General features: G+C 51.8%; 21 protein-coding genes, 1 tRNA gene, 1 pseudogene and 2 riboswitches. Of the genes and pseudogenes, 13 read left to right on the top strand and 10 right to left on the bottom strand.

Annotation, left to right across the window (positions count from 1 at the left end; all coding sequences use genetic code 11):
• Positions 1–4: 4 nt before the first annotated feature.
• On the bottom strand, positions 5–1432 hold the full coding sequence (locus GJQ69_RS01960; RefSeq protein ID WP_086036482.1) for a recombinase family protein: 1428 nt from the start codon (positions 1430–1432) through the stop codon (positions 5–7).
• An 18-nt stretch (positions 1433–1450) separates the two neighbouring features.
• Entirely contained in the window at positions 1451–1753 is a 303-nt protein-coding gene (locus tag GJQ69_RS01965; RefSeq protein ID WP_086036481.1) for a helix-turn-helix domain-containing protein, read from the bottom strand.
• A 309-nt stretch (positions 1754–2062) separates the two neighbouring features.
• Here GJQ69_RS01965 and GJQ69_RS01970 point away from each other — a divergent pair, with 309 nt between their 5' ends.
• Positions 2063–2350, top strand: a complete 288-nt coding sequence (locus GJQ69_RS01970) for a hypothetical protein (protein ID WP_086036480.1) — start codon at positions 2063–2065, stop codon at positions 2348–2350.
• Between the two features lie 246 nt (positions 2351–2596).
• Here the strand turns inward: GJQ69_RS01970 and GJQ69_RS01975 are convergent, their stop codons facing one another.
• Positions 2597–3295 carry a DUF3298 and DUF4163 domain-containing protein gene (locus GJQ69_RS01975; protein WP_086036479.1) on the bottom strand — a complete coding sequence of 233 codons (699 nt, stop codon included), beginning with the start codon at positions 3293–3295 and terminating at the stop codon, positions 2597–2599.
• 714 nt (positions 3296–4009) lie between these two features.
• Here GJQ69_RS01975 and GJQ69_RS01980 point away from each other — a divergent pair.
• The 6 genes and pseudogenes from GJQ69_RS01980 (at position 4010) to GJQ69_RS02005 (ending at position 10921) form a co-directional block, all read left to right on the top strand.
• On the top strand, positions 4010–4456 hold the full coding sequence (locus GJQ69_RS01980) for a cupin domain-containing protein (protein WP_236849713.1): 447 nt from the start codon (positions 4010–4012) through the stop codon (positions 4454–4456).
• A 216-nt stretch (positions 4457–4672) separates the two neighbouring features.
• Positions 4673–5200, top strand: a pseudogene (locus GJQ69_RS01985) (manganese catalase family protein); the annotation flags it as partial.
• Positions 5201–5338: 138 nt separating this feature from the next.
• A complete protein-coding gene (locus GJQ69_RS01990; RefSeq protein ID WP_174192808.1) occupies positions 5339–7132 on the top strand; it encodes an ABC-F family ATP-binding cassette domain-containing protein in 1794 nt (597 codons plus the stop codon).
• 284 nt (positions 7133–7416) lie between these two features.
• Positions 7417–9126, top strand: coding sequence for a peptide ABC transporter substrate-binding protein (locus GJQ69_RS01995; RefSeq protein ID WP_174192810.1), 1710 nt, complete (start codon positions 7417–7419; stop codon positions 9124–9126).
• Positions 9127–9308: 182 nt separating this feature from the next.
• Positions 9309–10103 carry a serine hydrolase gene (locus GJQ69_RS02000; protein WP_086036475.1) on the top strand — a complete coding sequence of 265 codons (795 nt, stop codon included), beginning with the start codon at positions 9309–9311 and terminating at the stop codon, positions 10101–10103.
• A complete protein-coding gene (locus GJQ69_RS02005; protein WP_086036474.1) occupies positions 10100–10921 on the top strand; it encodes a C40 family peptidase in 822 nt (273 codons plus the stop codon). Before GJQ69_RS02000 ends, GJQ69_RS02005 begins: the two co-directional genes overlap by 4 nt.
• 148 nt (positions 10922–11069) lie before the next feature.
• Here the strand turns inward: GJQ69_RS02005 and GJQ69_RS09895 are convergent, their stop codons facing one another.
• The gene (locus GJQ69_RS09895) at positions 11070–12425 is read right to left on the bottom strand and encodes a C40 family peptidase (RefSeq protein WP_086036473.1); all 1356 of its coding nucleotides are present in this window, start codon (positions 12423–12425) and stop codon (positions 11070–11072) included.
• A gap of 137 nt (positions 12426–12562) precedes the next feature.
• A riboswitch (TPP riboswitch) is annotated at positions 12563–12671 on the top strand.
• Between the two features lie 76 nt (positions 12672–12747).
• On the opposite strand from GJQ69_RS09895, the gene thiM reads away from it, so the two are divergent.
• Both thiM and thiE read left to right on the top strand, forming a co-directional pair.
• Positions 12748–13569, top strand: a complete 822-nt coding sequence (gene thiM / locus GJQ69_RS02015; RefSeq protein WP_174192812.1) for a hydroxyethylthiazole kinase — start codon at positions 12748–12750, stop codon at positions 13567–13569.
• Positions 13556–14197 (top strand): thiamine phosphate synthase, encoded by a 642-nt coding sequence (gene thiE / locus GJQ69_RS02020; RefSeq protein ID WP_086036471.1) that lies wholly within the window; start codon positions 13556–13558, stop codon positions 14195–14197. The genes thiM and thiE overlap by 14 nt, the downstream gene beginning before the upstream one ends.
• Before the next feature lie 80 nt (positions 14198–14277).
• Here thiE and GJQ69_RS02025 read toward each other — a convergent pair whose 3' ends face one another.
• Positions 14278–15369: a PTS sugar transporter subunit IIC gene (locus tag GJQ69_RS02025; protein ID WP_086036470.1), complete on the bottom strand. Its 1092-nt coding sequence runs from the start codon at positions 15367–15369 to the stop codon at positions 14278–14280.
• Positions 15370–15488: 119 nt separating this feature from the next.
• A complete protein-coding gene (locus GJQ69_RS02030) occupies positions 15489–16001 on the bottom strand; it encodes a transcription repressor NadR (protein ID WP_086036469.1) in 513 nt (170 codons plus the stop codon).
• A 129-nt stretch (positions 16002–16130) separates the two neighbouring features.
• Positions 16131–16239: riboswitch (TPP riboswitch) on the top strand.
• Positions 16240–16316: 77 nt separating this feature from the next.
• Here GJQ69_RS02030 and thiC point away from each other — a divergent pair.
• On the top strand, positions 16317–17624 hold the full coding sequence (thiC, locus tag GJQ69_RS02035) for a phosphomethylpyrimidine synthase ThiC (RefSeq protein WP_086036468.1): 1308 nt from the start codon (positions 16317–16319) through the stop codon (positions 17622–17624).
• 238 nt (positions 17625–17862) lie between these two features.
• On the top strand, positions 17863–18837 hold the full coding sequence (locus GJQ69_RS02040) for a DMT family transporter (protein WP_174192814.1): 975 nt from the start codon (positions 17863–17865) through the stop codon (positions 18835–18837).
• A 200-nt stretch (positions 18838–19037) separates the two neighbouring features.
• Here GJQ69_RS02040 and glgB read toward each other — a convergent pair whose 3' ends face one another.
• Both glgB and GJQ69_RS02050 read right to left on the bottom strand, forming a co-directional pair.
• Complete coding sequence (glgB, locus tag GJQ69_RS02045; RefSeq protein WP_157658984.1) at positions 19038–20870, bottom strand: 1,4-alpha-glucan branching protein GlgB; 1833 nt, start codon at positions 20868–20870, stop codon at positions 19038–19040.
• 123 nt (positions 20871–20993) lie between these two features.
• On the bottom strand, positions 20994–21809 hold the full coding sequence (locus tag GJQ69_RS02050) for a Cof-type HAD-IIB family hydrolase (protein WP_086036465.1): 816 nt from the start codon (positions 21807–21809) through the stop codon (positions 20994–20996).
• A 230-nt stretch (positions 21810–22039) separates the two neighbouring features.
• Between GJQ69_RS02050 and GJQ69_RS02055 the strand changes: the two genes are divergently transcribed.
• Positions 22040–22702, top strand: coding sequence for an HAD hydrolase-like protein (locus GJQ69_RS02055; protein ID WP_086036464.1), 663 nt, complete (start codon positions 22040–22042; stop codon positions 22700–22702).
• 91 nt (positions 22703–22793) lie between these two features.
• Here GJQ69_RS02055 and GJQ69_RS02060 read toward each other — a convergent pair whose 3' ends face one another.
• Together GJQ69_RS02060 and ybaK are read right to left on the bottom strand one after the other, a co-directional pair.
• Positions 22794–23075, bottom strand: coding sequence for a hypothetical protein (locus GJQ69_RS02060; RefSeq protein ID WP_086036463.1), 282 nt, complete (start codon positions 23073–23075; stop codon positions 22794–22796).
• Positions 23068–23580, bottom strand: coding sequence for a Cys-tRNA(Pro) deacylase (gene ybaK, locus GJQ69_RS02065; protein ID WP_236849714.1), 513 nt, complete (start codon positions 23578–23580; stop codon positions 23068–23070). The genes GJQ69_RS02060 and ybaK overlap by 8 nt, the downstream gene beginning before the upstream one ends.
• A 196-nt stretch (positions 23581–23776) precedes the next feature.
• On the opposite strand from ybaK, the gene GJQ69_RS02070 reads away from it, so the two are divergent.
• Positions 23777–23853: transfer RNA gene (locus GJQ69_RS02070), tRNA-Met, on the top strand.
• Positions 23854–23882 lie beyond the last annotated feature (29 nt).

Genomic DNA, 23882 nt, shown 5'->3' on the forward strand with positions numbered 1-23882 from the left:
AAAATCAGGCGAAGTAAAATACCTCAACACTGCAGCTTATGCGGTCGAAAACAGCATGGTCGACAAACGACCGCATAAGCTTTGATTTTTCAGCCATCGGCACATCCGGCGATTGAATACGTGCCAGCTTGGATAGATTCTTTTTGCAGTATGCCTGCATATCTATTGCTGGAGTGGGACGTTTGAGCTCGCTTTCCAGCTTTGCAATTTGTTTGTTGATGCGCATTTTATTTTGCTTGTATTCATCCAGCGTATCCACTCCAGAGGCATAAGCATCCTTTACGCGGCCCAGCTTTTGCCGTTCACGGTTCAGCTGCTGCTGGAGAATAGAAATCGAGCTTTTGGTGCGTTCTGGGTGTGTGCGGTATATGAGAGATACGCTGCCGGAGGACAGGTCTTTTTGGATGACATAATACGTGATTGCCTCGATTTTGCTGAGGGAAATATAATGCGACTCTGTGCACTGACCGTGAGCAAAGGCACAGCACTGAAATCCTCCATGCGTAAAAGATAATGTAGAGCCGCAGTTGCTGCACTTCACAAGGCCCTGCAATGGGCTGTGCAGCGACGGGGTGATATGGTGTACATATTTGCCATGGAGCACCTTGTTTTCTGCAATTTTTTTCTGCGCAGCGTCCCACGTTTGTAAATCAATAATTGCCTCATGCCTGCCGTCAACAATTTTGACGGACGGGTCGTCGTAGTTCATGTTCGTTATGTGGTCAGGATTCCAGCGGATTTTTCCAATGTATACAGGATTACGCAAGATATAATCCACGGTGCGGTTTTCCCACAAGTTTCCGCGCCGAGTGCGGATGCCCATGGCATTGATTTTTATGGCGATTTTTTTAACAGGTACCCCCGCTGAAAAATCACTAAAAATCATCCGAACAAGCGGCGCGGTGTCCGGGTCTGGCACCAGTTGGCCGTCTTGCATCAGGTAGCCGATGGGCGCGATGGACACCGGGTGTCCAGTTTCAAACGCTTTGGTCATGCCGCGTTTGACTTCCCCAGCCAAACGGACAGAATAGTAGCCGTCCATCCACTCAATGATGCGCTCAATCAGGTTGCCGAATTCGCCATCAGCAATCGGCTCCGAGATGCTGACAACCGAGATACCCTTTTCCCGTTTGAGCAGGGATTTATAGACGATACTCTCTTCTTGGTTGCGCGCAAACCGGCTGAACTTCCAGACCAATATAACATCAATATCACTTTCCGGGGAACGGGCCGTGGCAATCATTCGCTGAAACTCCGGCCGTCTTTCGGCTTTACGGCCGCTGATACCTTCTGCTTCGCGGAAAATATATTCTTCCGGCAAAATCATGTCATGTTCTTTTGCGTATTTTTGTATCAGCTCCAGCTGACTTTCGGGGCTGTACTCCAGCTGGTTGTCAGTGCTGACGCGGATATAGGCTGCTGCCGTCTGCATGGTATCACCTCTTTGCAATCATGAGTCGGCACCCCCCAGCGGCTCTAATATTTTTTGCATGGTCGTCAAAGTAGGCACGCTGGGGCCGTTTTCGATGCGTGCTGCATTCGATTGTTTAACACCTGCCAGTTCGGCAAGCTTTCCATTTGTCAATGATACGCTCCACAGCGGAAAGCGCTTCCGTTCTTTGATATTTATATGATACCAAATTATATTAAACCTCATATTGAATTGGATATTTAAAAATTCGGTACAAAAAATCCCGACCAGATAAGGCCGGGATCGAACATAAGCCAGTGCGGAAAACTGGAGCGAAACCATGAACGAAAAAACGCCTGCAAAAACTTATCATGGAAGCCATCGAAGAGATGGATGATGTGCCATTGCTGTTAGAATTGTACAGCGCCGTAAAAGAGCTTACAGGCAAATAGTTATTCGTCTTTTTTGTGTCCGAGACTTGTTAAAAGTCGCGGATTATTTTTTTGCTTTTTTCATCAAGTGATATATAGGAAATAATGAAATCTTTGATAAATGCTGGACAATGAAAACCCGCAGTCCGACAAGCAGCCCGCCTGACTCAGCGGGTACGGAAAGCGGCCAGACAGCATAGCATAAAAAGAGGTGATACGCATGGCACGCAAGGCAGAACGCTGGACGCTCCGCTCGTCCTTTATCGACAAAACGCACAACGGTCAGCCGCAGCTGATGACCGAACGGGTTGTGGAACTGACAAAGGACCCAAAAACAAAGCAATGGGTGGTGCATGAGATATCATGCCGGCAGGTGATGCCGGAGGCGGAGCAAAAGAAGGCCAAAGCGGCCATGATGCGGCGCGCGTCGGAGCAGATGTCGGATTACATATCCACAAATGACAGTGTAATTGCCCCGGGAACCTATAAGCTTACGGACCTACTATGAAATTTCCGCCGAGAGGTCTTTGCCTACGAAGCGGGACCGGAAGGAAACAAAGCTGCGGCGCCTGTTAAATACAAACTTCGGATCAGGTGATTTTCACCTAACGTTGACTTACCGAAAAGGGGATAGACCAGCGGCCGAAAAGGTGCCAGGCATCATGGAAAAGTTTTGGAGAGATTTTCGGGCTTGAATATCAGTTTTACAGTATGGTGAAGTTATCCACGGCAGAGCGGAGAAGCGGTGCAGAGTCTATTCCATAGAATGAAAACATTGCGGATACCATCCAACTACCGCGTATGGAATGATGAACACAACAATCCCTGTAGAGTAAGGTGCAATGTCATATTGCTGATAGTAGATTGCAACGCCGCAGCAGGTGAGATAATAGCTCTCTTTGTTGAAATTCTTTACAATCAGCTCCCGGTAATTTTCAAAATAAATACCGGGATTTTGTTGATATTGTTTATCAGCCTGCTTTATAATCTGCTCTGTCAGCAATGCACAATAATCCTGACCGGCTGGGAACAGGCAGGAAAGCGGAACGTTTTTTCCGTTAGAAAGGTTCCAAGTGTCGGATGACCGGACGGTGCTTCCATGAGCACCGCCGGTATACTCGTACTGCTCGCGGTATACGCTGAGATAGCAGTTCTGATTGTAAGTCGTTTCATATTTGAGAACTGCGTCATATGGGTGAAAAGGAAATCCCTGCTCCAATGTGTCCTTATAGTAAGCAATGGCCTGCTGGTACAGTTCACCGGATGCATGCTGATAAAATGTATTCACCTGCTTTTGAATTTGAGCATTGATGCTGACTTGCACAGGCTCATTGTTCTGTAAGTATATTTTCGGATAGGAAATGGTAAACGTAAGCATGGTTGTATTGTCATATGTAAGAGTACGATTTATTTTGCACGTTTTCATACATGCGCATGCGTTAAAAGAATTCATGAGTCATTCCTCCTGTTTTGGATTTTTATTATTTTATTCAATCAAAACGGAGATTAACACAAAGTGAGGGGAGCATAAATGATGGTTTTACCAATCAAAAAACAATTTAAGGGCTGAATTTCAAATGGCAGCACCAGAGAATCAGAAGAAAATGAATGGGCTGTCCCGCTTTCGGACGCGAAACGGCAGAGTTTGAAAAGTACATATTGCCGAAATGGGGGAAATAAAAAACGGCTCCGTCCCAAAAGGGACGGAGCTAGATGTAGGCGATGTTACTTATTTACAACCGTTGCAGCAACCGCAGTTGCTCATCATCTGCTGGAGCAGCTGGAGCAATTCCTGACATGTCATAGCAGAAGCCTCCTTTTCAAGTTTGCTATTTCCTTTCGGAATACGTCTATCATATCAGAATTTATACAAGGCTACAATCATATATTTTTGGCAAACTTGTTAATGAAATAAATGGATAATACTTCGGCATTGTTTGGTTTGCACAAAGATACGAATGAAGGCGCAGCGCGTGAGCAGGCTGCACCGCCCAACGTGGGGTACGGCAGTCCAACAGGACGTGCCCACTGGTTCGTGACCGGAATATCTCTCCAAAGGCAGACAGTCTTGAAAGGCTGTCTTTTCGTATCCCTTCAATGAAACACTTTCTTGAAACGCCTTTCATATATATAATAGTATACCAGAATATGAAGGGAGCAAAAAAGTATGAATAATAGGTGTCCACGTCAGGGCAACTGTAATCGTATGCTCTTACAAGATTATGGACCGGAGCCGTTTGTAGTTGACATTGAAGCAATGACAAGGAGAAATAATAATTATCGTACGGCATTATGGACAGGGGACTATCTGCAGATGACTTTAATGAGCATCAGGGTGGGTGAAGATATAGGTCTGGAAATACATCCCGATACAGACCAGTTCCTTAGGATTGAGCAAGGCCGGGGAATTGTAAAGATGGGAAGCAAAAAGGATAATTTAACCTTCCAAAAACAGGTATGCCCTGGATATGTGATATTGGTACCAGCAAAAACATGGCACAATGTAATAAATACCGGAGATGTCCCACTGAAAATGTATACGATTTATGCACCTCCTCATCATCCGTGGGGCACGGTTCAAAAAACAAAAGCTGACGCACAGGAAGCAGAATAATTAGGCAACGTATCGCTTCGGCGGTACGCTGTTTTTATACCCCAAAACTGAAACATACTGCGGCAAGCACAATGTACCTGCAACCATGGGGTGCGGCGCACGGCTGACCGTCAGTATTGATGTCTTCTGCCACTCCCGCAAGCGGCGGCACTTAAGAAGATGTATCAGGGAATTACAAGTAGATTAAAATGAACAGTACTATATTATCGCAATTTAAAGTATGGTGGACCTCACGGCGAACTTGGCGCGTCTTTAAGGTATATTTCGCAGCGTTATGTCATGCCGTATCCGGAACTGAAAGCAATCCTTACGGATGTCGGAACTGAGGAGCTGGCGCACTTGGAAATGGTTAGCACCATTGTGTATCAGCTGACACGGAACCTGACGCCGGAACAGATTAAAGAGGGCGGCTTTCAGGACTATTTCATCAACCATACGACCGGAATTTTTCCGGCAGACGCAAACGGTATGCCGTTCAGTGCCATGACCATAGACGTTGCCGGCGACCCCATCACGGACCTGCACGAGGACCTTGCCGCTGAGCAGAAGGCACGCACAACTTATGACAACATCCTGCGCTTTGCGGAGGACCCCGACGTGCGTGACCCCATTAAATTCCTGCGTCAGCGCGAAGTGGTGCATTATCAGCGTTTCGGCGAGGCGCTGCGCATCATTACGGACCACTTGGACAGTAAAAACTTTTACGCCCTTAACCCGGCTTTCGATAATACAAAAAAGAAATAAAGAAATGCAAGAATAGGGCGCACCGTGCCAAGCGGCGCGCCGCTTTTTTATGCAGGCGGCAAAGAATATGGTATAATGACAAAGAGCGCGAAAACGACTGCGCCCGTTTCGGACTTTAGTGCGGCAAGGAGCAATGGAATGTTATTATCTGCTGAACATATTTCAAAAAACTATGGAACCAAACAACTGCTGCAGGACGCCTCCTGCTATTTGAATGAGAAAGATAAAATTGGCATTATCGGAATTAACGGCACAGGGAAAAGCACCCTGCTGAAGATTTTGGCGGGCACGGAAACACCGGATTCCGGTATCGTCACGGTACAGCGCGGTGCCTGTATTTCTTTCCTGCCTCAGAATCCGGAAATGGATGACAGCCGGACTGTGCTGCAGCAGGCCATGGCACAGGTGTCACCATCATTTCCGGAAGTAAACGAATACGAAGTGAAGGCCATTTTAACGAAACTTGGCATGAATGACTGCTCCACGAAAATCGGCACGCTTTCCGGCGGACAGAAAAAGCGTGTGGCGCTGGCGGCCACGCTGAGCTGCCCAGCGGATATCTTGATTCTGGACGAACCGACCAACCATTTGGACAGCGAAATGGTTATGTGGCTGGAGGACCGGCTGGCCCGTTTTACCGGCGGGCTGATTATGGTCACGCATGACCGCTATTTTTTGGAGCGTGTGGTCAACCATATCACCGAACTTTCCCATGGCAAACTTTATACCTATGAAGCAAATTACTCCAAATACCTGCAGATGCGGATGGAACGGCAGGACATGGAGCAGGCCGGCGAGCGAAAGCGGCAGGCATTTCTGCGGCGGGAATATCAGTGGATTATGCGCGGTGCCCGTGCCAGGGGAACTAAAAGCCGCGGCCGAATAGAGAAATACAATGCTGTGAGGGAGCAGGCAGCACCGGTTACAGACGGGCAGGTACAGATGGTCACCATGTCCAGCCGGCTGGGCAAAAAGCTCATTGAACTTTCCGACGTGTCCAAGTCGTTTGATGGAAGCTGCGTGGTCAGCCATTTTTCATACAATGTCAAACGCAGTGACCGCATCGGCATTGTCGGCCGGAACGGCGCGGGAAAATCCACACTGATGAACCTCATTGCGGGCAGGCTGCAGCCGGATACGGGCAAAGTAGACATCGGTTCTACCGTGAAGATTGGCTACTTCACGCAGGAGGGCAAGGAAATGGACAGCAGTCAGCTGGTTTACGACTATATCAGTGAGATTGCCGGTGAAGTGAAAACCGCCGAGGGCACGTTTTCGGCCGCACAGATGCTGGAACGCTTCCTATTTACATCTGACCTGCAGTATACGCCAATCGGCAGGCTGAGCGGCGGGGAACGCCGCCGGCTGTACCTGCTGGGCATTTTGGTTTCCGCACCAAACATTTTACTTCTGGATGAACCGACCAATGACCTTGATATTGCAACACTGACCATTCTGGAAAATTACCTCACTTCTTTTGCCGGTGCGGTCATTGCCGTATCCCATGACCGGTATTTTTTGGACAAGGTTGCGGGCAGCATTTTTGAGGTCGCGGACGGCGGTGACATTACCTGTTACAACGGTAGCTTTTCGGACTATCTGGAAAAGCGTCCCGCACCGCCGACGGAGAAAAAGGAGCATCAGCCTGCCGGGAAGCCAAAGCCGCGCGCCGCGGACAAACCGCAGCAGCTGAAAATGTCCTTTAGTGAACAGCACGAACTAAAAACGATAGATGATGAGGTTGTCGCACTGGAAGGCAAGGTTCATGCCAAAGAAAAGGAAGTGGAGGCTGCCGCCAGCGACTACACGCGGCTGGTGCCGCTTACACAGGAATTAGAGGACCTGAAACAGCAGCTGGACGAAAAAAATGACCGCTGGCTATACCTCAACGACCTTGCGGAACGTATCGGTGCGCAGAACACTGAAAAATAAGTATTTTTCGTTTTTTTTACCGTTGTCCTGTTTCTGCATTTTTCGGCATACGATGATTCATGGAAAGAGAAATTTTGCTATATTTTGACGAAATGATTCAAAAAACTGCAAGAAAGCATTGACAAAGCACAAAAAAAGTTACTATAATCAGACAGTAGATGATGAAGCTCTTACCGGTTTCGTGTTTTACTGCCTTTTTGTTTTTTAGGGAATTCCCCGTTTCCGGAAGCCGCACGGGCTGCCGCAGAAAGCGGGTACAAATGAGTGTACAAGGGGGACTAAAGATGAAAAAGAGGATTTCAGGCAGCAGTACGCCTGCGTGGAAAAAACGTCTGTTTCGTGCAGCGGCTTTTTTGCTGGCGGCTGTTATGGCCGGCTCCATGGCGGGCTGCGGCAGCAGCGCAGGCAGCGCAGCGGCTTCCGCCGCCAGTACACGGTATCCGGGCACTTCCGCAGCCAATTCAGTGACGATTAATGTGCCTAACGAGCCGCCGGAACTGAACAGCATGCTGACAACCGACCAAGTTTCCGGCGATGTACTGCGTTTAACCGTATCCGGCCTGACAAAGCAGGACGCAAACGATACACCTCAGCCGGACATTGCCAAAAGCTGGGATATCAGCGCCGACAAAAAGACCTATACTTTCCACCTGCGCAAAGACGCGAAGTGGTCCAACGGCGAACCTGTGAAGGCAAAAGATTTCGTCTTTTCATGGTTAACGGCTATGACGGCTTCTACCGGTGCCCAATATGCCTATATTTTGACGGACAACATTGCTGGTGGGCAGGAATATTACGATAAAAAAATCACTGCAGATAAGGTCGGTGTGAAGGCACTGGACGACTATACGCTGAAAGTAGAGTTTAAAAACCCAATTCCTTACGCGCTGAGCCTTACCTCTTTCTTTGCCTACCTGCCCATTAACGAAAAGGGATATAAGCAGATTACCGGCAGCAATGCGGACAAGTATGGCAAAAGCCCCCAGACGCTATTGACGAACGGTCCCTACAAAATGACAGAGTGGACACATGACGACCATGTGACACTGGTGAAAAACAACGATTACTGGGACGCTGCCAAAACGACCATTCCCAATGTAAAACTGACCATGCTGAAAGATGAGAACGCCATGATGAACGCCTTTAAGGCGGGCAGCGTGGATGAAGTAACTGTTAACGGCGACCAGATGGCCGCAATGAAGGCAGAGGGCGAGCCGGTCCACACCTACTCGGACGGCGGTACCGTTTATCTGGAGTACAATGTCAAGCGTACCAAGCTTGGTTTGAACAATGCTAAAATTCGCAAGGCCCTCGGCATGGCACTGGATACCGCCAAAATGTGCACCAATGTGCTGAAGGATGGTTCCACAGCGGCTACCGGCGTGGTGCCTACCGCCATTGCCGGTGCAAACGGCAGCTACGACAAAGCCCGCGGCACAGTCATAGCCGGCTATGACAAGGCAAAGGCCAAAGCACTGTTTGAGGATGGCCTGAAAGAAACCGGCCTTTCCAAGAACGACCTGAAGATTCCACTTGTTTCCAGTGATGACAGTAAAGCACAGAAAATAACAGCTTACCTGCAGCAGCAGTGGAGCGACGCCCTCGGCATTACCGTTGAGCTGAAGCCTATGCCCTCTAAGTCCCGTTTCGCTGCCATGAGCGCCGGTGATTTCGACATGGTGCTGACCAACTGGTTCCCGGACTACAACGACCCCATGACCTATCTGGATACACTGGTGACCACAAACGGCAACAATAACGGCAAATACAGCAGTAAGCAGTATGATACCTTAATCCAGCAGGCTACTGCGGAGGCGGACGCCGCCAAACGGCAGAATATCCTCATTCAGGCCGAAAAGCTGATGATGGACGACTGCCCTATTTACCCGCTGTACTTTAAGGCACAGTGCTATGTTACATCTGGTAAGTTCACCGGCCTCACACGCACCGCATTCCAGGACATTGACCTATGTGACGGAGCAAAAGTCAGCTGAAGGCTATTCCAGTTTTACTTTATACAATAAGCGAAAGGACCTGCTGCCGCGCGCACCTGCACCGGCCGGCAGGCCCTTTTGCTGTGCTGCGGCAGTGGACAGAATGCGAAAAATGCGGTAAAACAGTAGGAGAAAAGCCCTGCCAACCGTGGGGCTGCACATAGGGAAGGAGCTCAATTTTTATGCAGCTGGAGACTTTACAGAAAAAAACCGCAGCACTCATAGAAGATGCGGCGGCAAATGTTTCGGTGCTGGTACAGGACATTGCCGGGCGCCAGCCACTGCTTGCTTTTGGGGAGCAGCGGCGGTTGGTTTCGGCCAGCACCATTAAAACACAGATTTTGCTGACGGTGCTGGACGAAGTGCGGCAGGGCAAACGGAACCTGCAGGACATGGTATCCATCGCGCCGGCAGACATTTTGCCGGACAGCACCGCTTTTGACCGTCCGGTTGCGGCGGCCTCTTTGGAAGAGCTTTTGTACTGGATGGTTTGTATCAGCGATAATACCGCAACGAATCTGATGATTCGGCTGGTCGGTATGGATGCCGTCAACCGCTACAGCAGCGAGGTGCTGCACCTGACAGATACCTCACTGCAGCGAAAAATGCTGGACCACAACGCCGTGCGGCAGGGCCGCAACAACTACACCAGCCCGCGCGATATGCTGTGTACCTATCGGGCACTGGCACAGAAGACCATTTTAACGCCGCAGCTGTGCAGCTATGCGCTTTCCCTGCTTTCCCGTCAGCAGGACAAAACAGTGGCGTTTCGGTATATTTGGGAGCCGCTGCAGGCTGCCCACAAAACCGGAGAACTGCGGGGCCTGGACCACGACACAGGCCTGCTGTTTCTGAACGGCCACACCTACTTTTTTGGCCTGTTTGCAACGGACGGTTCCTCTAATCGAGAAAATCAGCAGCTTTTGGGACGCTTGTTCCGTATGTTGGTGGATTATTTGAAAGGGGCGGCAGTATGAATGGTATAAATAGTATTTTCCTGCGCGGCGTGACCGACTTGTTTCGCAGTCCAGATGATATGGAGCGTGTGGACCAGGCGCTGTGTGGAACTGCCGCACGTGTGTTGGAACGGCGCGGAGAATGGTATCGGGTGGAAACTTCTTATGGCTACCGCGGATGGGCAGCAAAGGGAGATATGCGTGCGCTGAACAGTCGCAGTATTTGGGATGATGCCCCGAAACGTGTTGTCGTACAGGCCGCGGCAGATGTGCTGTCTCGGCCGCGGGTGCAGGGAATGTGCGTGCGCACGCTGGTACGCGGCTGTGTAGTAGGCCTGACCGATACAGATGAACGGGACGGCTGGCAGCAGGTCTGCCTGCCGGAAGGAATTACCGGATGGCTGCCCGCTTGCTTCCTTGCTGCGCTGCCGGAAACGGCCGGCGTACCGGAGGCAGACCTGCGTGCCTGCGTAACGGCATCGGCGCTTTCCTACCTTGGCACACAGTATCGGTGGGGCGGCAAAAGCCCGTTTGGCATTGACTGCTCCGGTCTTGTGCAGATGGCGTTCCAGCTGAACGGCATTACCATTTGGCGTGATGCGGAGATAAAGGAGGGCTTTCCGGTACACGAAATTCCCGAGGAGGAGATACGGCCGGCGGACTTGCTGTATTTTCCCGGCCATGTTGCCATGTATCTCGGCAGTGGGAAAATCGTCCATGCCACCGGCCACAAAGGGGACAGCTGCGTAACCGTGAACAGTTTGGACCCACGCAGCAGCCGCTGCCGTCAAGACCTTGCGGAGAGTATCACCGCCATTGGCAGCGCGTTTCCATACTAAAAATGTCCCTTACAGCACAGGAGCCCGCGGCGGTTCCTGCCTTGTAAGGGGCATCTTCTTCTATCTTACGGCGGCTGGAGAAAATAGACAAAAAAGCGGCGGGACATATTTGATGTCCTGCCGTTTTGGTACTACTATTATGTACGGTTTACAGACGACCGAAAGCATAGAAGTGCTGCCGCCAGTAAGAGGTATCAATACTGGAATACTGAACGGGGCTGCCAGCGTGAATCATCGTTCCGCTGCCGGTGTAAATACCCACATGGGTAATGGTCTCACCGCAGCTGTAGGTGCCGGTGAAGAACACAATGTCGCCCGGCCGTGCTTCGGAAACGGAGATTTTCTGGCACTGGTCATAAATGCCCTGTGCCGTGGTGCGGGACAGATTGTAGCCGCAGTGGCTAAATACCCAGCAAACAAAGCCGCTGCAGTCAAAGCCGCTCGGACTGTAGCCGCCCATTACATAAGGCGTGCCGAGGTGCTTTTCCGCTTCGCCAATCAGGTTGGAAAAAGAAGACGAGGACGAAGAGGAGGAATGGCTGGCAGACGATGTACTGCTGGCAACAGAAGAGCGACCGCGGGAAGAATAATTGCTGGACTGGCGGCTGGCACTGCTGTGCGTGGCACTGCTGGCGGCGGGGCTTGTACTGTCTGCTGTAGAACTGCTGGCAGCAGAGGAGGAACTGGAAGCGGAGCCGCTGGACGGGCTGTCCGCACTCTTGCCGGCAGTGTTGTCGGTGGAGCTGGCTGCTGCCTGCTGTGTCTGCTGCCATGAAGCGATAGAGGCGGAAAGCTTGGCCGCCTTTACGTCCAGAGAAGCGTTTTGGTCCTGCAGGTCCACTTCCTGTTGACCGATGTCTTTCAGAAACTGGTTTGTTTCACTCAATGTACTGGAAAGCTGCTGCTGTTTGCCGCTATAGCTTTCCTTTACTTTGGCTGCCTGCTGGCGCTTGGTGGAAATGGTGTCCTTTGCCTGTTTGACCGCTTCCTTTTCGGATTTCAGCCGGTTAATGAGTGTGGTATCATGCTGTGTTACCACGGAAATAGCTTCGGCCTTGTCCGAAAGGTCAGAAGTGTCCGATGCGGAAAGCAGAATTTGCAGGTTGCCTGCACCGCCGGTCATGTACAGGGCACACAGGCGCTGCTTCAGTTTCCGAGTATCAGCGTCTATCTGCTTCTGTTTGGCGGAGATGGTGTCCTGCGCCTGCTGCATTTGCAGGTCGAGGTCAGTCATCTGGTTAGAGCAGCTGTTAATCTGCTCCTCAATGGTTTCCAGCTGGGACTGCAAAGCAGCACCGTAGGCTTCTTTTTGGCTTTTGTCACTGCGAAGGGAAGCAAGTTCACTGTCGTTTTTCTGCTGTTGGGCAGCATACTGCGCCTGTTCGCTTTTCATAGTGTCCACGTCGCCCACAGCGTAGGACGGCACGGGTGTGAAAGCGGTTACACAGGCGGCAGCCAGCGCAACTGCGAGAATACGGGTCCGAATACGAGCGTGTTTATCCATATATCATCCTTCTTTACTGATAGTATCATTCTATCTATTATAAGATTTACATAATCTTTCGTCAAGCCAAAAAGATGAAAAAGGACTGACTTGCAAAGAGGCGGACAGGCCGTTATAATAAAAGTACGGCAGAAGAAATCTGCCTGCAGGGGAGCTTGGACCGCCAGGCTGAGAGGAAGCGCTGCCGCTTCGACCCTAGAACCTGATGTGGACAATGCCAACGCAGGAAACGAGTCGGATTTTCTGGCGGAGGAGCCCATTTTGGGTTCCTCCGCTTTTTCTGTTCCTGCGGACATCTTATCAAAAACAGGAGGAATTCCGTATGTTTGGAGAAATGCTTGAGAACGTGCGTACCAAAGCACCGCTGGTACACAATATTACGAATTATGTTACCGTTAATGACTGTGCCAATACCGTGCTGGCCTGCGGTGGCTCGCCCATCATGTCCGATGATGCTTCAGAGGTGGAGGAAATCACTGCCATCTGCGGCGGGCTCAATATCAATATCGGCACCCTGAACGAGGACACCCGCCGGGCAATGTTCGCCGCCGGCAAAAAGTCAAATCAATGCGGTCATCCGGTTGTGCTGGACCCCGTTGCCGCCGGTGCGTCCCGCATTCGCACCGAAACGGCCCTGCGGCTTCTGCAGGAAGTGCGGTTTGCCATTATCCGCGGCAACGTTTCCGAAATTAAGACGCTGGCGCTGGGGCGCGGCACCACAAAGGGCGTGGACGCGGACATTGCCGATACGGTTACCGAGGAAAACTTGGACCATGCGGTGGCGTTTCTTAAAGCTTTCGCGGCAAAGGCAGGCTGTGTTGTGGCGGCGACCGGTGCCATAGACATTGCGGCGGATGCGGACCGGGCATATGTTATCCGCAACGGTCATCCAATGATGAGCCGCGTCACTGGCACCGGCTGTATGCTCAGCGCAATGACTGCCGCCTATGCTGCCGCCAATCCGGAAACGCCGCTGGAGGCTGCCGCCGCTGCCATTGCAGCTATGGGGCTGTGCGGCGAGCGGGCACGTAACCGGCTTTCCGCCCGTGACGGCAACGCGACTTACCGGAATTATATCATAGATGAAGTGTATAACCTGGACGGAAAAACACTGGAGGGCGGCGCCAAATATGAAGTGCGATAAAAAAACAATGCTTCTGTACGCGGTTACAGACCGTGCATGGGTGGGAAAAGAAACCCTGTATCAGCAGGTGGAGGACGCGCTGAAGGGCGGCATTACCTGCCTGCAGCTGCGGGAAAAGGAATTGCCAGCCGAGGCTTTTTATGAGGAAGCGGTACAAATTCAAAAGCTGTGCCATCAGTACGGTGTGCCGTTCCTGATAGATGACAATGTAGAAGTTGCCCTGCGCTGTGGCGCAGACGGTGTTCACGTTGGTCAACAGGACATGGCCGCACAGGAAGTCCGCCGTCGGGTGGGGGAACGTATGATTCTCGGTGTATCTGCCGGAACCGTTGAGGAGGCTGTATGCGCCGAGCAGGCGGGTGCTGATTATCTGGGCGTCGGCGCGGTGTTTTCCACCGCGACCAAAGAGGACGCCGCGCCGGTCAGCCGGCAGACGCTGATTGCCATCTGCCAAACGGTGCATATTCCGGTGGTGGCTATCGGCGGCATAAAGGAAAATAACCTCATGCAGCTTGCGGGCACCGGCGTGGACGGTGTGTCCATTGTGTCTGCTGTTTTTGGAAGCCCGGATATCACGGCGGCCTGCCGAAAGCTGAAGGCCCTTTCGGCGAAAATGGTCAGCGGCTAAAAAACAATCAAAAGCCGGACGTTCGGGCGGGAAAAATTCCGCGGAACGTCCGGCTTCTTTATTCTATAAGAAGTATTCTGTCAGGTTAACTTCATGTCGCCGTCCTTCACCCAGCCAGCTTTGCGGCAGAAGTAATTGATAAGCGGGCACAACACAGCGGGCAGGATAAAGCTGATGAGGAACAGGCCAGCCCAGTCCATGTCGGTAATGGCGGCTTTGGTGCCTGCGGCGATATCCTTTACCCAGCCGGTGTAAACACCAATCTGTCCGACAAAGCCACAGGTTCCCATGCCGGAAGAAACCGGCGTGCCGTTCATCTGCAAATGGAACAAACAGGTTGCAATCGGTCCGGTAATGGCCGAAGTGACAATGGGCGCAATCCAAATACGCGGGTTCCGTACAATGTTGCCCATCTGCAGCATAGAGGTGCCGATTCCCTGCGAAACCAGCCCGCCCCAGCGGTTTTCACGGAAGGACATCACGGCAAAACCGACCATTTGGGCACAGCAGCCTGCTACAGCAGCACCGCCAGCCAGTCCGGTGAGGGACAGCGCCGCGCAAATGGCCGCCGAAGAAATGGGCAGCGTCAGCGCAATGCCCACCAGTACAGATACGACAATCCCCATCAGGAACGGCTGCAGGTTGGTGGCCCACATAATGAGCGTGCCCATCTTCATGGCCAGCGCGCCCAGTGCGGGTGCCCACCACCACGACAGCACCACGCCCACGCCGATTGTCACCAGCGGCGTGACAAGAATGTCCACTTTCGTTTCATGCGAAATTGCCTTGCCGACTTCCGAAGCGATAATAGCAACGAACAGCACCGCCAGCGGTCCGCCGGCTCCACCCAGTGCGTTGGAAGCAAAGCCTACTGCGATGAGGGAGAACAGAACCAGCGGCGGACAATGCAGAGCATAACCGATTGCAACGGCCATAGCCGGTCCACTCATGGCGGAGGCAAGGCCGCCCACCGTGTAGGATGTGCCGGCGACCGTTGCTACCGGTGCAGTGAGAAAGCCGATGTGGAACTGTGTGCCTAGTGTGCTAATAATGGTGCCAATCAGCAGGGAGCAGAACAGCCCCTGCGCCATGGCCCCCAGCGCGTCTACGCCGTAGCGCTGAGCGGAGATGACAATATCTTTTCGTTTGAGGAACGCTTTTACTTTTTCCAAGAAAACACCTGCTTTAAAAATATATATTTATGCGTTTACATGGATTTACATGTGTCTTGATACCAATAAATACAATCATACACAACCAGGCGTACCTTGTCAACCATTTTTGTTGGGATTTATTCGTCCAGTAAAATATGCAGGCGGTGCAGTGCGGTCTGCACCCGCTCAAACGCGGCTTCATCCGGACAGGCAAGCGTGTGCAGGTGAATGCCGTCCGTCAGGTTGGAAAGCAGCTGTGCATCTGACTGCGCACAGCGCTGCATAAACTGCTGTACCTCATACCGGCAGGAAATCTGCAGCGGGCCGGTCAGCTGTCCGTAAATGGGATGTTCCACAATGACGTCCAGCACAGTGCAGCCTTGGTCCACAATGGCTAGCAGTTCCGCCTGTGTTTGGACTGTATCGTGGCGGCAGGCAATCTGCCGTACCAGTCCTTCCGCCGGACGGCGTGTGGTATAGCCGCGGGGTGTGGCGGAAATATCCGCACCGCCGGCCCGCAGCAGGGCGATATCCCCCACAATGACCTGTCGGCTGACGGAAAAAGTTTCCGCCAATGCAGAAGCACTTACCGGCTTTTCTGCCCCCTGCAGCAGATGTACGATTGCGCTGCGCCGTTCCTTTGCATTCATGGTTCGCAGCCTCCTTCATTTTTTGTTCTGTATTGCTTATCTTACCATATCGTTTGTCAGATGAAAACAGTTTCTAGGCGTTTCCCCGGCAGGATATTGACAAAATACCGAATATATGGTACACTTGCCTCAAATATTCAGGGGAGCTTGTCTACAGCAAGCTGAGAGGAAGTTTTACACTTCGACCCTTTAACCTGATGTGGGCAATGCCACCGTAGGGAGTAAGGAAATACTTGCTTTTACGCGGAGAATGCCCGGTGTGGCGTTCTCCGCTTTTTGCTGCCCGGAATGAAAAAGAAGGAAGGCTTTTTATCAATGGAATACACAACACAGATGGACGCCGCAAAGAAGGGCATGGTCACCAATGCTATGCGGACAGTTGCCCAAAAAGAAAACATTCCGGCAGAAAAAGTGCGGCAGCTGGTTGCCGCCGGTCAGGCAGTGATTCCCTGCAACAAGAATCATGCTTCCCTTTCACCCAGCGGTGTAGGTTCGGCGCTTAAAACGAAAATTAATGTCAACCTTGGTACTTCCCGCGACTGCAGGGACCTCGACATGGAACTGGAAAAGGTCAAAAGTGCAGTGGATATGGGCACCGAAGCGATTATGGACCTCAGCTCCTGCGGCGATACACAGAAGTTCCGTCGTATGCTTACCCAGCAGTGCCCGGCGATAATTGGTACCGTGCCTATTTACGACGCGGTTGTGTATTATCATAAGGCACTGAAGGACATTACCACCGAGGAGTGGCTGGATATTGTGCGGATGCACGCACAGGACGGCGTGGACTTTATGACAATTCACTGCGGCATTAACCGTGAAACCGCCCAGAAGTTTAAACGCAACAAGCGCCTGATGAATATTGTTTCCCGCGGTGGTTCCATTATCTTTGCGTGGATGATGATGACAGGCAAGGAGAATCCGTTTTACGAGCATTTTGATGAAGTGCTGGACATTTGTCAGCAGTACGATGTGACGCTCAGCTTGGGCGATGCGTGCCGTCCCGGCTGTCTTGCGGATGGCACGGACGCTTCCCAGATAGAGGAGCTTATCACACTGGGTGAACTGACCAAGCGCGCATGGGCAAAAAATGTGCAGGTCATGATTGAGGGCCCCGGACATATGCCGCTGGACCAGATTGCCGCCAACATGGAGATTGAAAAGACACTGTGCCATGGTGCACCGTTTTATGTGCTGGGACCAATCGTCACCGACATTGCGCCGGGCTATGACCACATCACTTCCGCTATCGGCGGTGCCCTTGCTGCGTGGAAGGGTGCCGCGTTCCTGTGCTACGTTACGCCGGCCGAACACCTGCGTCTGCCGGACCTGCAGGATGTAAAAGAGGGCATTATTGCCGCGCGCATTGCGGCCCATGTCGCTGACATTGCCAAGGGTGTTCCCGGTGCCGCTGACTGGGACCGGGACATGGGACAGGCACGCAGAGAACTGGACTGGGAAAAGATTTTCTCCCTCTCCATTGACCCGGAGAAGGCCCGCCGCTACCGTGCCGCCTCCCAGCCGGAAAAAGAAGATACCTGCACCATGTGCGGGAATTTCTGTGCCGTGAAAAACATGAACCGGATTTTGGATGGCGAAGTGGTATCGATCTTTAACGAATAAAGGCCAAAAAGGCCAAGCCTTTATTCTGCCTTTTTTATACATTTTCCTCCTTGAAGAGTACGGCAAAACAGAGCAGAGCTGTGCCCGTGCGGGACTTCCCGCCGGACCGGGCTGCTCTGTTTTGCTGTATATGAGCAGATTCCACGGGAAAATTGGATTTTTCCCGTAAATAAGCGTCTTTTGTGAAGAAATATGGTATAGTGTAAACTGGACTTTAATAGTTTGAGGAGATGTCATCATGAAGAAAGGCCCAATCTATATTTTGCTGGCAACACTGCTTTTTTCGTCGATGGAAGTGGCGCTGAAAGGACTGGCTGGCAGCTTTAACCCGATTCAGATTACCTGCACACGGTTCCTTGCGGCGGGTATTCTGCTGATTCCCTTTGCACACCGTGCGCTGCGAAAGCGCAGCTGCACCATTGCCCGTACAGACTATAAATTTCTGGCGGTGCTTGGATTTTTAAATGTGGTGCTGAGTATGTCTTTTTATCAGCTGGCGGTACATAATGCGGAGGCTTCCGCGGTGGCGGTGCTGTTCTCCAGCAACCCCATTTTTGTCATTATGCTGGCGGGTGTGCTGCTGCACGAAACTGTGCACAAAAACCAAGTAGTCACGATGGTGCTGGAACTGCTGGGCATTTTGATTATTCTGAACCCCATGCATATGAAAGGGAACAGAACTGGTGTGGCGTTTGCGCTGATTTCGGCGGTGCTGTTTGCGCTGTACAGCACACTCAGCAAGAAAAAATGTGCGGACTACGGCGGACTGGCGGTTACCTGCGGCGGATTTCTGTTCGGCAGCGCGGAAATGCTGCTGCTGATTGCGGTATCCCACATTCCAGCCGTGGCGGGGGTACTGACAGCTGCCGGGCTGGGTGCTTTTTCGGCTGTCCCCATGCTGAGCGGCTATACCCTGCAGAATTTTCCCATTGTGCTGTATGTTTTTATCGGCATCACCTGCGGCGGGTTTGCCTTTTACTTTTTGGCAATGGAGGAAACTTCCGCGGCGGAAGCATCCATTGTGTTCATGCTGAAACCGGCCATTGCGCCTGTCTTTGCGGTGCTGATTCTGGGCGAATCCATTACCCCCAATATGCTGATGGGCATTGTGCTGATGCTGGCGGGATCGCTCATCAATGTGCTGCCGCAGATTTTGCAGCAAAGGGCTGCACATACAGTACCGGAAACGGATGAAACAGGGGTCGGCTGCTGACAGCAGCGCAAAACAGATACGATGATAAGGAGCAGAATATAAATATCACCGACATTGCAAAGATGGTGGGTATCACGGTGCGGTTCTGTCCTATCCTACTCTGGAGCAAATGCAGCAGATTATGCGCTGATTTTATAAAAAAGACAGGCACTGCACTGGATACCATTTCCGTATCCGGTGTGGTGCCTGCTTTTTTTGTTTTATTTTTTTCGGCTAAATACAATTCCGGCGTAAGCGGGTAGGTCCACACGGATGCCCTCATGGCCGCCCTGCCGGAATGAGAGAACCGCTGGATTGTGGTGGCCGTCACCGCCAAAATCTGTCTTATCTGTGTTGAACGCTTCCGTGTAGGTGCCATGTTCCCGCACCGGCAGAAAGTACCCAATGGCGGGACGTGCGGAAAAGTTCAGCGCAATGTACAGCTTTTCATGGTTCGGCTCCTCCAGACTGTCGCGGCAGTAGGCGAACAGACACCGGCCAACATTGGTAAGGTCCATCCACTGGAAGCCTTTCGGGTGGTAGTCGTTCTGGTACAGTGCCGGGTGGTTACGGTAAAAGTCCTGCAGGGTTGTGACAAAGAGGTGAAAGACACTGTGCTTAGGATAGGAGAGTAGGTTCCAGCCCAACCCGGCATTTTCGTCCCATTCTTTAAATTCCGCCAGTTCATTGCCCATAAAGTTCAGCTTTTTGCCAGGGTGTGTAAACATATACAGCCAGAACAGGCGCAGCTGCGGAAATTTTTCATCATAGGAACCGTAAATTTTATCAATAATCGTCCGCTTACCGTGAACGACTTCATCATGAGACAGCGGCAGCAGGAAGATATCGTTATAGAAATAGCTCATGGAAAACGTAATTTCTCGGGAAAAGCCGGGACGCTCGTCCGGCCGCTTCATCATATAATCCAGTGCGTCATTCATCCAGCCAAGGTCCCATTTATAGTCGAAGCCCAGTCCACCGTACTCGACCGGCGCCGTAACCTTCAGAAAATTGGTGGAATCTTCCGCAATCAGCATGGCGCCGGGGTGGCGCTGCTGCATGGCATAGTTGGTATTGCGCAGGAACCATACACCTGCCTCGTTGACGCCGCGGTTTTCCTGCCCGCATACATACAGCAGGCGGGAAACCGCATCATAGCGAATGCCGTCAAAGTGGTAGCAGGTCAGCCAGAAATCAACGGCGGATTTTAAAAAGCTGACAACGTGTGGCTTGGTGAAGTCAAAAAAGACGGTTCCCCACTCGCTTTCCCGCAGGTCGGGGTTCTCGCTTTCATACAAATAGAAGCCGTCAAATTTACTCAGTGCATAATTGTCACTAATGAAGTGGGCCGGCACAAAGTCCATAATAACGCCAATGCCTTCCCGATGGCAGCAGTCCACAAAGTGCATCAGCTGTTTTGGGGTGCCGTAGCGGCTGGTGGCGGCGTAGTAGCCGGAAACCTGGTATCCCCACGAGGCATCCAGCGGGTGCTCTGTTAGCGGAAGCAGCTCAATATGGGTAAAACCTTCCTGCTTTACATATGGCAGAAGGGTATCGATAAGTTCGTCATAAGTAAAGAAGCGTGCGATGCCTTTTTGGCCGTCTTTAATACGCCATGAACCGGGGTGAACTTCATAAATGGACAGGGGAGAGTTGTAGTTTTTGCCGCGGTGTGCCATCCACTGCTCGTCCGTCCAGGTGAAGCCCTCCAGCTGACAAATACGGCTGGCGGTAGCAGGACGCACTTCTGCGTAAAAACCGAACGGGTCGGCTCGGTCAAATAGGCCATCCGGCGTTTGAATGCGGTATTTGTACATTTGGCTTTCCTGTGCGCCCTCCACAAAAATACTCCAGAAACCCATAGGGGAGCGCGTCATCTGCCAGGCGTTCCAGTTGGAAAACTCACCGATGAGGAACACGTTCTGGGCATGGGGGGCATATACGGTGAAGCGCACACCCTGCTGACCATACTCACTGGTAAAGTGCGCTCCCAGTACGCGGTATGCTTCGCAGCTTTGTCCCTGCAGGTATTCGTGCAGAATCTGTTCAAACATAGTAACAGCCCTTCTTTCGTTTTGGCGTTTCTGCTGGCTGAAAAAAGTACAGACAGGTCTTTCTTCCATTATAGATGAAAAGACAGTGAAAAGCGAATGAGTTTTAAAGAAAATACCGAATTTTTACACTTCATGCAAAATGAATTTTTGTACCGCATAGGCGACGCCATCCTCATCATTGGAGCGGGTGACAAATTTAGCTGCGGCTTTCACCTCCGGCTGGGCGTTCTCCATTGCTACCCCCATGCCGGCAAAGCGTACCATGGAAACATCGTTAAAGCCGTCACCACAGGCTAAAAGGGACTGCCGTGTTAAATGCAGCCATCCCAGCAGCGCCGAAAGTGCCTGCGCTTTGTCCACGTTGCTGGGCATGACCTCCAGATAATAGGGGTCACTGCGGTAAATACTGCAGGAAGGGAACTGGCTGCGTATGTCAGGCTCCAGTTTTTCCAGATACGGCGGGTCACCCGCGAACAGAAATTTATGTACTGGAAAATCAATGCGCTGCATCAGGTCCGGCACTTCCTCTATTGCCATATGGTTAATGCGGCCATCGAACAGCACATATCGGTTATTACCCGTTTCGGTAATAATGGTGTCGGGGCTGTAAATCATGGAAGTCAAACGGTACTTTTTATTTAATCCGCACAGCTGCGGCAGGACGTTCTGCGGCAAAGAGCGCTCGTACAGCGTTTCACCGGTGCTGCAGGAGGAAATTTTTGCACCGTTAAAGGAAATAATACATCCCCCAAATCGGTCCATCTGCAGCTGCTTTGCCAGCGATGCGATACCGTTTATTGGACGGCCGGAAACAAGTGCCAGCCGTGCACCCATCTGCTGTGACCGCAGGAGGACCTGCTGCGTGTGGGGCGTTATCTGTTTTTGAGTAGTGGTTAGTGTGCCGTCAAGGTCCGTTGCCACAAGCTGATAATCAGTCATTTTATTTATTGTCTCCTGCCTATTCTAAATCTTTTTATTGGTTTTTCTTTCTATTTTACGCAGAAAGCGTCCGTTCTGCAATGGATAGGAAAGAAAACCTGCTGTCTATTGCCGCCGTTTTTTGTAGAAAAGAGAAAACCACGGCTGTACTTGCGCTTTTTCGGCTCGACCGGTATAATAAGAGCAGAAATTGCACTTTCCAAAAACGAGGCTGACAGGAGGAATTTTATTTGCGGCTGTGCTATCAAACGGTTTTGTTCGACTTCGACGGGACAATCTGTGATACAGGCGAAGGCATTATGGACTGCGTGCGGCTGGCGCTGCAAGAAATGGGGTACCCGGTGCCGCCGACGGCGACACTGCGGCGCTTTGTCGGTCCGCCGGCGGAACAGGGGTACATGACTTACTGCGGCATGAACCGTGAACAGGCGCTGCAGGCGGTGCAGCATTTTCGCTGTCATTACAATGTGGACGGCTGGAAAAAGACCAGCATCTACCCCGGCATTCCGGAACTGCTGCGGGACCTGAAGCAGGCGGGCGCAACCGTGTGCGTGGCTTCTTCCAAGCCACAAAATATGGTGGAGCGAATGCTGCCCTGCTTCCATATTCAACAGTATTTTGATGTCGTGAGTGCGGCGGACAATAGCGACCGGCATTCGGACAAAGATACGGTTATCCGTCATGCTTTGGCGCTGAGCCATGCCGAAAGCGGAACCAGCACGGTCATGGTGGGCGATACGCACTTTGACGCCGTTGGTGCCGATAAAGTGGGCCTGCCCTTTATCGGTGCCGCCTATGGCTACGGTGGTCCGGAGGATTTGCACGCTGATGGGCGTAAGGTGCCGCTGGCAAGTTCGCCGGATGGCCTGCGGCAGTATCTGTTCCACGACTGAAAGTTTCTTTCGGTATATCGCATTGGAAACAAAATAAATACGAAAGAAGGTACTGGTCCGACGCTTTGGCAGCGCGGAACCAATACCTTCTTTATTGTTGTTTATTTTTTCGCAGATACTGAATGCTGCGCACAGCACAAAGCAGCAGTCCCGCGGTCAGAACCAATGTGATGACCAGCAGCGGAATGTCCAGTCCGAAACGGGTGTGCAGGCGGCTGCTTTCGTCCAGAATGAGCAGGACCAGCAGTACCGCAGCCAGCACAAGGGAAAGTACAGCGGTGCGTACAAAGCCTGTGCGGTTGGGCTGTCCGGCTTTTCCGCCTGCGAAGTGTTCTACCAGCAGGTCCAGCACCCGCGTAAACTTATCACGCATGGCGGTCCTCCTCCGGTGCGGGAACGGCGATGGCCGCGGTGGTGCCGCCGGTCAGACGCAGCAGGTCCGCAAGGGGCAGCTCCACCTGTGTGCCGATTTTTCCGCCGCTGACGTAAATGGTGGGGAAGTTCTGCGCACTCTGGTCAAATACCGTGATAAACTGTTTTTTCATGCCGATGGGGCTGCATCCGCCGCGAATGTAGCCGGATACTTTGTTAATATCCTTCACATGAATCATTTCCACGCTTTTGGCGCCGACACTGCGTGCGGCGGCTTTCAAGTCCAGTTCTTCGGCAACGGGCAGCACAAACACATAGTACGCTTTGTCCGCACCGCATGTCACCAGCGTTTTAAAGACCTGCGCCAGCGGCTGTCCCAGCTTGCGTGCGACCGCTTCGCCGTCAATTTTGCCGTCCGAGTGGTCGTAGAAGTGGGCAGTATAGGTGACCTTTGCCTTGTCCAGAATTCGCATGACATTGGTCTTCTCGTCTTTTTTCTTTGCCATAAAAAAGCCTCCTGTCAGGTGCCCCTATTATACGCCGCAGTGCCCCTCCTGTAAACCGTATGCCGTATTGCCGAAGGGCGCAAAACCGGTTATTGGCCTACCTACAAATAAAAAACAAAAAAACAGTTGACTTTTCTAAAACACCGTGGTATTATATATGAGTGCCGTTCAGAACGGCATGCGTTCAACAGAATATCGCGGAGTGGAGCAACCCGGTAGCTCGTCGGGCTCATAACCCGAAGGTTGTAGGTTCAAATCCTGCCTCCGCAACCACCAAGCAACTGATTTCCGTATAAGAAATC

The sequence above is a fragment of the Caproicibacterium lactatifermentans genome, from assembly GCF_013315815.1.
Taxonomy (GTDB): Bacteria; Bacillota; Clostridia; order Oscillospirales; family Acutalibacteraceae; genus Caproicibacterium; species Caproicibacterium lactatifermentans.

Coding starts and splice junctions, on each gene's coding strand:
- GJQ69_RS02030 (WP_086036469.1), bottom strand. CDS start 16,001: ATGAATGCAAAGGAACGGCGCAGCGCAATCGTACATCTGCTGCAGGGG.
- GJQ69_RS01980 (WP_236849713.1), top strand. CDS start 4,010: ATGAATAATAGGTGTCCACGTCAGGGCAACTGTAATCGTATGCTCTTA.
- GJQ69_RS01970 (WP_086036480.1), top strand. CDS start 2,063: ATGGCACGCAAGGCAGAACGCTGGACGCTCCGCTCGTCCTTTATCGAC.
- GJQ69_RS01975 (WP_086036479.1), bottom strand. CDS start 3,295: ATGAATTCTTTTAACGCATGCGCATGTATGAAAACGTGCAAAATAAAT.
- GJQ69_RS01965 (WP_086036481.1), bottom strand. CDS start 1,753: ATGGTTTCGCTCCAGTTTTCCGCACTGGCTTATGTTCGATCCCGGCCT.
- GJQ69_RS02005 (WP_086036474.1), top strand. CDS start 10,100: ATGAATGGTATAAATAGTATTTTCCTGCGCGGCGTGACCGACTTGTTT.
- thiE (WP_086036471.1), top strand. CDS start 13,556: ATGAAGTGCGATAAAAAAACAATGCTTCTGTACGCGGTTACAGACCGT.
- thiC (WP_086036468.1), top strand. CDS start 16,317: ATGGAATACACAACACAGATGGACGCCGCAAAGAAGGGCATGGTCACC.
- GJQ69_RS01990 (WP_174192808.1), top strand. CDS start 5,339: ATGTTATTATCTGCTGAACATATTTCAAAAAACTATGGAACCAAACAA.
- ybaK (WP_236849714.1), bottom strand. CDS start 23,580: ATGGCAAAGAAAAAAGACGAGAAGACCAATGTCATGCGAATTCTGGAC.
- GJQ69_RS02050 (WP_086036465.1), bottom strand. CDS start 21,809: ATGACTGATTATCAGCTTGTGGCAACGGACCTTGACGGCACACTAACC.
- GJQ69_RS02000 (WP_086036475.1), top strand. CDS start 9,309: ATGCAGCTGGAGACTTTACAGAAAAAAACCGCAGCACTCATAGAAGAT.
- GJQ69_RS02040 (WP_174192814.1), top strand. CDS start 17,863: ATGAAGAAAGGCCCAATCTATATTTTGCTGGCAACACTGCTTTTTTCG.
- GJQ69_RS09895 (WP_086036473.1), bottom strand. CDS start 12,425: ATGGATAAACACGCTCGTATTCGGACCCGTATTCTCGCAGTTGCGCTG.
- thiM (WP_174192812.1), top strand. CDS start 12,748: ATGTTTGGAGAAATGCTTGAGAACGTGCGTACCAAAGCACCGCTGGTA.
- GJQ69_RS02060 (WP_086036463.1), bottom strand. CDS start 23,075: ATGCGTGATAAGTTTACGCGGGTGCTGGACCTGCTGGTAGAACACTTC.
- GJQ69_RS01960 (WP_086036482.1), bottom strand. CDS start 1,432: ATGCAGACGGCAGCAGCCTATATCCGCGTCAGCACTGACAACCAGCTG.
- glgB (WP_157658984.1), bottom strand. CDS start 20,870: ATGTTTGAACAGATTCTGCACGAATACCTGCAGGGACAAAGCTGCGAA.
- GJQ69_RS01995 (WP_174192810.1), top strand. CDS start 7,417: ATGAAAAAGAGGATTTCAGGCAGCAGTACGCCTGCGTGGAAAAAACGT.